The organism is Enterobacter sp. Res13-Sevr-PEC09-46 (assembly GCF_015672585.1).
GTDB classification, from domain to species: Bacteria; Pseudomonadota; Gammaproteobacteria; order Enterobacterales; family Enterobacteriaceae; genus Enterobacter; species Enterobacter hormaechei_C.
In genome coordinates, this window is the sequence record NZ_JADABR010000007.1 from 57,581 (window position 1) to 66,894 (window position 9,314).

Here is a 9,314-nt window from a genome sequence, read left to right on the forward strand (position 1 = left end):
GCAATCGCAGGGGGATTTTATAATGGCGGTGGGTATATATCAGGCTAGGCCAGGCTAGTTTCCAGCATTGAATCCACCATATCCATCTCTTCACGGCTGAGCAGCATTTCGATATTGACCAGGATGATCATTCTGTTTTCCATCACGCCAAGCCCAAGAAGATAGCGGCTTGATAGCATGGACGCGAAGTCCGGCGTCGGTTTAATCTGATCCATGTCCATCGACAGCACGTCAACCACACCGTCTACCACGATTCCTACAACGCGATTATTGAGGTTAAGGATGATCACTACCGTACTGTCATCCTGCTGAACGTCAGGAAGACTGAAGCGCACGCGAAGGTCAACTATTGGCACTATCACACCGCGCAGGTTGGTCACGCCGGTGATAAAACCTGGCGCGTTCGGGATACGAGTAACGCTATCGCATCCACGTATCTCTTGTACCTTCAGAATGTCGATCCCATATTCTTCGTTACCGAGACGAAAAACCAGATACTCCTGCGCAATGGCGTCCGCGCCCGCAGGCTTTGTCGTTGTTTGGGTCATGCTGTTACTCCTTGCTTGCCGAACGTCGGCCTGACATGGTTTTCCTTTTGTCCGTTCATCGTCGACAGTTCAACCACGTCGAGGATTAGCGCAACGCTGCCATCACCGAGAATGGTCGCGGCTGAAACGCCCGGTACTTTGCGATAGTTCTGTTCGAGGTTTTTTACCACAACCTGTTGCTGACCAATGAGCTGATCGACCCACAGGGCGTAGCGGCATCCAGCGCTTTGGACGATCACCACAATGCCATCTTCAGGTGCGGTCTCGCCGGGCACCGATAGGCGCTGACGCAGCATCACCAGCGGAAGATATTCGCCACGAATTTGCAGCAGGCGTTCCTCCCCGACGAAGCGGCAGAGCATATCCTCGCCGGGCCTCAGCGATTCCATTACCGCGCCGAGCGGCAGAACATAGATCTCCTGTCCAACTTTCACCAGCATGCCATCAAGGATTGCCAGCGTCAGCGGCAGAATAATGCGTATCGTCGTGCCTTCTCCCGGCTTTGAAAGGACTTCGACATGGCCGCCCATGGCCATAATGTTACGACGGACCACGTCCATGCCCACGCCGCGCCCGGAAACATCCGTCACGCTTTCTGCGGTGGAAAATCCCGCGGCGAAAATCAGCATCCATACGTCCTCATCGCTGAGGGTGTCGCTGATATTCATTCCCTGGGAGCGGGCTTTCGCGAGGATTTTCTCCCGGTTCAGTCCGGCACCATCATCAGTCACCTCAATGATGATATTGCCGCCATGATGTTCCGCCGAGAGGATAAGATTGCCCACTACCGACTTCCCCTTACGGGCACGTTCTTCTTTCTGCTCAATGCCGTGATCGAGACTGTTACGCACCAGATGAGTCAGTGGGTCGATAATGCGTTCGATCAGGCTCTTATCCAGCTCGGCCGAGCCGCCACGAAGAGTTAGCTCTACCTCTTTGTTCAGGCGTGAACCCAGATCGTGCACCAGCCGCGGGAAGCGGCTAAACACATAATCCATTGGCATCATTCGAATCGACATGACTGATGACTGAAGCTCGCGTGTATTACGCTCCATTTGCGCCACGCAGCTGGAGAGCATGTCGTAGCTCGCTGGATCAAGTTTTTTGGAAAGCTGAGATAGCATCGCCTGGGTGATGATGAGCTCACCCACCTGGTTAATGATCTGATCGACTTTACTGACCGCCACGCGGATGCTGCCCGATTCCTGACTATTACTGCGGGCTGGCACCGGCGCGGCAGGTCGTGAAGGCGGTTCTGAATGGTCCGCGACTACAGAAGCCTTGTCCGTAACAGGAGAAGTCACTTCAACCGACGCTGGTTGAACGACATGCTCGATAAGGATTTGCGACTCTTCAAGCACAAAACACAGCACCGCGGAGATATCATCGGCAGAGGCGCTCGTGCGCAGCTGAACCACCATGCCATCATCAGCCTTCTCCGTAGCGACAATCTCTCCCATGTGGGATAACTCTTCCTGAAGCATTGCCCGCTCGCTTTCAGGAATTTTCTTCAACGTCACGCAGAGTAAAGGCTCACCATCAGCTGCCCCCTGCTGCGTCGCGGCTTTGTCTTGCAACTCGACTGCCGTCTGGGCATGTTTGTCTTCCAGAGCAATCTTGCGCAGGGCTTCACAAATATAGCGATAACTCGCTTCATCAGGTTCCTGCGAAGACTGATAGGCTTCCAGTTGCGCTTGCATAATGTCTTTACATTCCAGAAATAGATTAACGGTCGTTCGGTTAAGCGAGCGTTCTCCGGCTCGCACCTGGTCAAACAGGTTCTCAAGTAGATGCGTGGTCTCTTGCAGGGCATTAAAGCCAAAAGTCCCTGCCCCGCCTTTCAAAGAATGCGCTGCGCGAAAAATGGCATTTACCTGTTCAGGATTCGGCGATGCGGCATCAATCTCCAGCAAATGCTTCTCCATCTCGGCCAGCAGTTCTTCCGCTTCGGTAAAAAAGATCTCGGTGAAATCATTCATGTCCATCGCTATACCCCCTTACCTCCTGCTGCGTAGTGTTGTTCAGGACGTTTTCTGGGCGATGCATGCGCGTGTCTTCCAGACGGATATCCTGTTCTTTGGTTTTACTTAATACCAAAATGCTAATACGGCGATTCGCCGGACTTGAGGGATCACTGTTTTCTAAAGGCATACGGCTTCCCGTGCCGATCACGCGAAGAAAACGCTCATCGTCAAGACCTGCTTTAACCAGCACGCGGCGCGCGGCGTTGGCGCGTCCGGAAGAAAGTTCCCAGTTACTGTATCCGGAGGTGCCGCCCGCATAGGGAAGCGAGTCGGTATGGCCGGTGAGACTGATTTTATTGGGCAACTCCTGCAACAGCGGCACAAGCGCCTGCAAAATGCCGTTCATATAGGATTCCGGCAGCTCGCTGCCTACTCTGAACATCGGGCGATCCTGGCTGTCGGTGATCTGAATGAGCAGACCGTCGTTGGTAAGACGCAGCATAATGTTGGATTTAAAGTTATTGAGCCGGGGATCGGTTTCGATCATCTGCTGCAATTTATCTCTGGCCTGTTTCAGGCTCTCCATCCAGCGCTGCCGCTCGCTCTGTACCCGCTTATGATTCGCCACTTCTCCGTCCTGCTTCATCAGATCGTCACCGCCGCCGGGGATGATGCTGTCGCTCAGGCTGGTTTTGTCGCCATTGGCCATAGATGGCTTAAGCGGCATGCGGAAGTAATCGGCGATCATCTCCCGCTGCACCGTGCTGGACTGAGAAATCAGCCACATTACCAGGAAGAACGCCATCATCGCGGTCATAAAATCGGCGTAGGCGATTTTCCACGTACCACCGTGATGAGCATGCTTTTTCTTCTTTCGCTTACGCGAAATGATTATCGGGGAATCGTTTTTCATGCCGTGGCATCCGCAGACTTAGACTTAAGGCTGGCGCTGGATTTCACTTCCCGCACATGCTCTTCAAGCTCCTCAAAGGAAGGCCGTTCGCTGGTAAAAATGGTTTTTCGGCCAAACTCCACGGCAATTTGTGGCGCATAGCCGTTTAGACTGGAGAGCAGCGTGACTTTTATACACTGAAGGATTTTGACCTGATCGGAACTCATCTGACGCAGCAGGGTTGCGAGCGGTAATACAAACCCGTAGGCAATCAAAATTCCGAGGAACGTGCCCACCAGCGCGTGGCCAATCAACATTCCGAGCTCGGCTGCGGGTCGGTCCGCGGCACCGAGCGCGTTCACTACCCCCATGACGGCAGCCACAATACCAAAGGCCGGAAAGGCATCGCCGACGGTATTCAGACTGTGGGCCGGAACCTCAAGCTCCTCTTCGCAGGTTTCAATTTCCTCATCCATTAACGCTTCGATTTCATGCGAGTTCATACTTCCGCCAATCATCAGGCGGAAGTAATCGAGGATAAAGTTGCTTAACATCGGATCGCTCATCAGACGAGGATAAGCGCTGAAAATTTCGCTGCCCGCCGGATCTTCAATGTCTTTCTCAAGTGACATGAGTCCCTGAACACGACTTTTTGACAGCAGCAAAAACATAAGCGCCATCAGGTCCATATAAACCGTTTTGTTGTAGCGTTTCCCCACGAACAGCTTCACGATAGCTTTACCCGTCGCCTTAAGGGATTTCATGTTATTACCAACAATAAAAGCGCCGACCCCGGCACCGCCGATAATTAACAATTCCAAAGGCTGGAACAGCGCGAGCAGATTACCACCAGACAGTACGAACCCACCAAATACGGTAGCAATAACAACAAGATAGCCAAAGATAACTAACACACTCTCTCCTTTTTACTCGCTGACCGATGTCGAGTGCCGTGGCATCGAATAAAACGCCATCCTGTGCATTGCCATCGAACATCCGTCAGGCTGTCATAATTTCCGGCGTGGCATAATTGCCTGCGATTCCGCTGAGGTTGACCTGCGATTTCTTAAATGCCCGCGAAGGAGGGCTACACAAACTACAGGTGAACGGGTTTTTGATGAATTCCGTCGTGACCACAAAACCACCGGAACAAACGCTACAGGCCTTACGGGAAATAATACCGCAGTCGATAAAGCGTAATAATGTCCAGGCACGCGTTAGCCCCAGGACAGGTTTATCGTCGCAGCAAGAACCACACTGCTCCAGATAAAGACGGTAGGTTTTCATCAATATTTCAATAGGACGCCCGCCCCCAGTTTTCTGAAGATAAAGGTAAATGTTATAGAACATGGAAGAGTGAATATTCTGCTCCCATGACATGAACCAGTCTTCAGAAAAAGGGAGCATCCCTTTTGGAGGCGGACAGCCGCGTAACTCTTTATACAAGCGCAGTAAACGCCGACGACTTAAAGAAGTTTCAGATTCCAGAACCTGCATTCTTGCCCCAAGGTTAATTAACCCCATGGCAATATTTACCTCTTCAATTTCTTGCAATAAACTTTTCTCGCACATTTTATGCTTCTCCCGTCACAGCAGCATCGGACTCGCTTAATGAATTAAGTAAGTTTGTCGATAAAATGATGCCGGTATGAATTTGCTGAAGAGCTTCAATACGCGAATCTTTCGTCAAATTTTCGATGACCACTTCGTCATCGACGCGTAAACGACAAATCAACTGATTGGTCGCAGCCAGTTTCATCAACTGTGGTAAAGACAACTCTTTTAAATTATCAATCGTCCCTTCGGATAAGCCGAGACGAAAACTGGCAGCAAACTTGTCCTGTCTGATCAGCTGCTGCGCCAGTAATAAATAAGAAAGATTAATATCGTGAATGTTTTGCAGATACTCGTCAAAATTGGACACAAAAAGCTCCCACTGTTTTTCAACCACAAACAAGGCTAAATAGTTAAGGCAAATGTTTACCCGGTCGATGCAGAGAGTCTTTTGGCATTGATAATCGCTGAATTCAGTCAAGCTGATTCAATAAATTATCGAAAAACTTTTCAATGCCAAAGGATGGCTACATCACAAATCTGACGAAATCATATTCATTAAGAATTTTCCTAGCAAGCTTTAAGAAAACAACGCGCACCAGAAAACTATCATAACTAAATGATTTACCTATAAAAATACACATTGTTAAACATTCTTAATTATCACGCAACGTAATTAACTTTACTTAGGAAATATTGTTAATCTTGTTAATGTTATCGCTATGTTATTCTTTCCTTAACCGATCCATTCTGCTTCGTAAGCGTTTTATCGCTAAACTGTGCAACTGGCTAACGCGCGTTTCTGTAACGCCCAAAATTAATCCAATCTCTTTCATGTTTAGATCCTGCTGATAATAAAACTGCAATATCTGCTGTTCGCGCTTGGGGATCATTCGGATATGCTCAGCAATGTTGGCTATCAAATTTTCCTGAATGGCCTCATTTAACGGATTAAGCTGTGCATTTTCGCCGTCATTACTCTCCCAACTGTCAGAATAGTTTTCCTGAAGCTCATCAATAGAGTACATCTGGCTGCTATTATTATCAGCCAGCATTTGCTGAAATTCCTTTAGCGAAACGCCCATCCGTTCAGCAATATCAGCTTCGGTCGCTTCTCCCCCCTTTTCCTGTTCGATCTGCTGAATAAGTGACACAATTTCCCGCGAATGCGATCGCACGCGCCGCGGAACCCAATCACTTTCCCGAAGCTCATCCATTAATGCCCATTTCACACGCTGTGAGATCCAGGCATTAAGGGCCACCCCTTTTTTAGGGTCAAAGCTATCAATGGCACTCAAAAAACCCATGGAGCCCGCCTGAATGAGATCGTCTAATTCGACATTGGCAGGCAGTCTCTTATGCAAACGCAGCGCTTCTTGCCTGACGATAAAATGGTATTTTGACCACAATGCCGTTTTATTCTCCAGCCCTTCAGCTGTGTATATACCGTCCACGCATTTCTTCCACCTAATCTTCACATTCTCAATTATCAGTTGAAACCACATAATCAAAAAGTGCGATAAGCTTTTATAAAAATGCGCATTCTGTTAATTTAATCATCGCGCTGCCTGACAGGAATAATTGGCGGCACTATTGACGCCAATTATTCTCTTTCCGCAGATGTCAGAACGTTTCCCACTGCGCATTATCATTTTCAACGTGACGCAACGTCATTTTTTCCGGCGCGGGCGTATGGCGTTTTTCAACTTTTTCATCTCGCAGGGTAAACTGGGCAACAAGCTGCTCAAGCTCGTCCGACTGAGATTCCAGTTTGCCTGCCGCCATGGCCGCTTCTTCCACCATCGCCGCGTTCTGCTGAGTCACCAGATCCATCTCGTTCACGGCCTGCGAAATCTGATTGATACCCGCACTTTGCTCGTCAGAGGCCGAACTGATTTCGCCCATAATCTGCGTCACCTCAGCAACCGAAGTCACGATGTCCTGCATGACGCCGCTCGCCTGGCTTACCTGGCGCGAACCTGTATCAATATTGTTAACGCTGGTATTAATCAGCTGATTAATCTCTTTCGCTGCATCGGCGCTGCGCTTGGCGAGGTTACGCACTTCTTCCGCAACTACCGCAAAGCCACGCCCCTGCTCTCCCGCTCGAGCGGCTTCAACCGCTGCGTTCAAGGCCAGAATGTTGGTCTGATTGGCGATACTGTCGATGACGCCGTTAATATCAGCAATCTGACGGGAGCTTTCGGTAATCTGCGCCATGATAGCTTCCAGGTTTACCATCACCTCACCGCCATTTTGGGCATTCATGCTTGCCCCTTCTGCCAGACTGCGCGCCGCTTGTGCGTTATCCGCATTCTGGCGTACGGTGGTTTTAATTTGCTCCATGCTGGCAGCCGTCTCCTGAAGGGCCGCTGCCTGTTCTTCGGTACGGGAGGAAAGATCGCTGTTGCCCTGAGCAATCTCCTGGGCGTTAGAATGGATATTCACTACCCCTTCACGGATACCGGTAATGGTGTTGGTCAGGGAGACACGCATCTTCTCAAGCTCCCTGAGCATTTTGCCAATTTCGTTATCAGCGCCAGTCTCTATGGCATGACTCAGATCGCCTGCCGCTACGCGCTGAAGCATCTCAACGGTAGTTTCCATCCGGCGCACCAGCGCAATACGCAACCAGTAGCGAACGGCTAACAATACGCAAATCGCGATGGCCATCATCACCACGCTTACCCAAATCATCATCTTGTAGCTGCTTTCAGCTACTGATACATATTCGTACCCCCGGTCAGATGAGATTTCTGAATACTTCTCAATTTTTTGACGCAGCTCGGTACGCAGTTCCATATCACCGTTCATCGAGCCCGGGTATCCTTCCGGTCGCTCAAGATAGCCGAGCTTGGTTTGGACGGTGTTATAAACCAGGTCAAATTTGGCGCGAAGCTCCTCAGCAGCCCTTGTCTCTGCCAGGCTGTTGAACTTCACCTGCGCGAAAGCATCCATCTCCTTGCGCGCCTCTTTCAGCAGGTTGTGGGTATGTTTGATCATCTCTGGCGACAGCGGTTTATGCAGCGACGTCTGAAGCATCATCCCGTTCGTATTCGCCACCACCGAGTTAATGTTATATGCGGCGTTAGTCATGTAGGCGTTGCTGTCATTAACGTCCACAACGCGTTTAAAATTTTTATTAATCGTCACCGAGTTATAAACGGAAAAAGCCGTAACGCCAAACAGCATGCAAGAGATCATGCCGATAATCAGGCTGATTACGGTATAGATTTTAAGTTTATTTAACATAGATCCTCATAAGCCGCACATAAATATGCGGCTAAAACTTTCAGAAATAAGATGGAAAGATAATGTTATTTATTAAATAAATTCATTTTTTGCATTGACTGAAATACCATCATGGATGCGTTCAGCGCAAATTCTGACATTTTAGAATCCATAATGAGCGAGGTCATCGTGCTATAGTCAGCGCCAATGGCCGTCTGAACCTTGGTTATGGTGTCGTTGATCATGACGTCGCCACTCATATCAAGCGCGTCCAGTTGCTGAAGGTTGGTCCCCAGTTCCGCCTGCGCCTTACCCAGACGATCGATGCCGCCGGAAACCGCTTCGCTGGCGGTGCTCAACGCAGCATTCAGCGCATCACGGTCGATGGGATCGCGAGAAAGTTCTTCTACCGCTTTATCAAGAACAGAGAATATATCCCCGAAAACATCGCTGCCCAGGTGGCCCGTCTGCATATCCGTACCATCGGCAACGGTTTGTCGACGAGCGGTATCACCGCCGACATAGTTACCCGCATCGTCAAACGGCGCCGTATCGCTTTTAAATCCGCCAAAAATATAGCGCCCGCTCCCGTCGCGATTATTCGCGAGATCCATCAGATTGCCGCGAATACCTTTAATCTCTGCACCCAGCGCCCGACGATCTTCATCAGAGTAGCTTTCCGTTTTCGCCGCTACGATTTTTTCGGTGAGGGTGGTGGTCAGCAAATTGCCCACACCGTTCAGGATATTATCTTCATGCTCAAGTGAACTCCGCACCGTTGAACGTACGTTGCTGTAAAGCTCAAGCTTCGCCAGTGCGTCCTGATAATTTACCGCATCGGTAGCGGACTTTGGATCATCCGAGGCTCGCAGCAACGATTTTCCAGCAGAGAGTTGAAGATAAATATTATTATTATCACTCACGCGCTTTGACATGCTCTCGGCGCTCTGTTTAAACATATACAGCGTACTTAATCGCATCGGATAGCTCCTTATTTAATCGAAAGCAGCGAATCAAACATGGTGGTTGCGGTCTGTAGAATTTGCGCATTGGCCTGGTAATATTGAATAAACATCTGCATATTGACGGTTTCTTCGTTCATATCCACACCTGAAAGCGCCTGCT

Annotated in this window: 10 protein-coding genes; all 10 read right to left on the reverse strand. The window is 49.6% G+C overall.

Annotated elements, in window-relative coordinates:
• Nucleotides 1–44: 44 nt before the first annotated feature.
• Entirely contained in the window at nt 45–548 is a 504-nt protein-coding gene (locus IMQ56_RS05030) for a chemotaxis protein CheW (protein ID WP_015571587.1), read from the reverse strand.
• Nucleotides 545–2,533, reverse strand: coding sequence for a chemotaxis protein CheA (gene cheA / locus IMQ56_RS05035; RefSeq protein ID WP_032649208.1), 1,989 nt, complete (start codon nt 2,531–2,533; stop codon nt 545–547). Before cheA ends, IMQ56_RS05030 begins: the two co-directional genes overlap by 4 nt.
• Nucleotides 2,520–3,425 (reverse strand): flagellar motor protein MotB, encoded by a 906-nt coding sequence (gene motB, locus IMQ56_RS05040; RefSeq protein WP_017692838.1) that lies wholly within the window; start codon nt 3,423–3,425, stop codon nt 2,520–2,522. The genes cheA and motB overlap by 14 nt, the downstream gene beginning before the upstream one ends.
• On the reverse strand, nt 3,422–4,318 hold the full coding sequence (gene motA / locus IMQ56_RS05045; protein ID WP_017692837.1) for a flagellar motor stator protein MotA: 897 nt from the start codon (nt 4,316–4,318) through the stop codon (nt 3,422–3,424). The genes motB and motA overlap by 4 nt, the downstream gene beginning before the upstream one ends.
• 85 nt (nt 4,319–4,403) lie before the next feature.
• Nucleotides 4,404–4,976: a flagellar transcriptional regulator FlhC gene (flhC, locus tag IMQ56_RS05050; RefSeq protein WP_015571589.1), complete on the reverse strand. Its 573-nt coding sequence runs from the start codon at nt 4,974–4,976 to the stop codon at nt 4,404–4,406.
• 1 nt (nt 4,977) lies between these two features.
• Complete coding sequence (gene flhD / locus IMQ56_RS05055; RefSeq protein WP_023295279.1) at nt 4,978–5,328, reverse strand: flagellar transcriptional regulator FlhD; 351 nt, start codon at nt 5,326–5,328, stop codon at nt 4,978–4,980.
• A 355-nt stretch (nt 5,329–5,683) separates the two neighbouring features.
• Nucleotides 5,684–6,412 carry an RNA polymerase sigma factor FliA gene (gene fliA / locus IMQ56_RS05060; RefSeq protein ID WP_026094273.1) on the reverse strand — a complete coding sequence of 243 codons (729 nt, stop codon included), beginning with the start codon at nt 6,410–6,412 and terminating at the stop codon, nt 5,684–5,686.
• Nucleotides 6,413–6,581: 169 nt separating this feature from the next.
• Nucleotides 6,582–8,210, reverse strand: coding sequence for a methyl-accepting chemotaxis protein (locus IMQ56_RS05065; protein WP_196063575.1), 1,629 nt, complete (start codon nt 8,208–8,210; stop codon nt 6,582–6,584).
• A 65-nt stretch (nt 8,211–8,275) separates the two neighbouring features.
• A complete protein-coding gene (flgL, locus tag IMQ56_RS05070) occupies nt 8,276–9,169 on the reverse strand; it encodes a flagellar hook-associated protein FlgL (protein WP_045906899.1) in 894 nt (297 codons plus the stop codon).
• An 11-nt stretch (nt 9,170–9,180) separates the two neighbouring features.
• Nucleotides 9,181–9,314 (reverse strand): flagellar basal body rod C-terminal domain-containing protein (locus IMQ56_RS05075; RefSeq protein ID WP_277950791.1); only part of this gene is annotated, 134 nt, incomplete at its 5' end.

What these genes read in the sequence shown, in the direction of transcription:
- IMQ56_RS05030 (WP_015571587.1), bottom strand. Translation starts at nt 548, where the DNA reads ATGACCCAAACAACGACAAAGCCTGCGGGCGCGGACGCCATTGCGCAG.
- cheA (WP_032649208.1), bottom strand. Translation starts at nt 2,533, where the DNA reads ATGGACATGAATGATTTCACCGAGATCTTTTTTACCGAAGCGGAAGAA.
- motB (WP_017692838.1), bottom strand. Translation starts at nt 3,425, where the DNA reads ATGAAAAACGATTCCCCGATAATCATTTCGCGTAAGCGAAAGAAGAAA.
- flhC (WP_015571589.1), bottom strand. Translation starts at nt 4,976, where the DNA reads ATGTGCGAGAAAAGTTTATTGCAAGAAATTGAAGAGGTAAATATTGCC.
- IMQ56_RS05065 (WP_196063575.1), bottom strand. Translation starts at nt 8,210, where the DNA reads ATGTTAAATAAACTTAAAATCTATACCGTAATCAGCCTGATTATCGGC.
- flgL (WP_045906899.1), bottom strand. Translation starts at nt 9,169, where the DNA reads ATGCGATTAAGTACGCTGTATATGTTTAAACAGAGCGCCGAGAGCATG.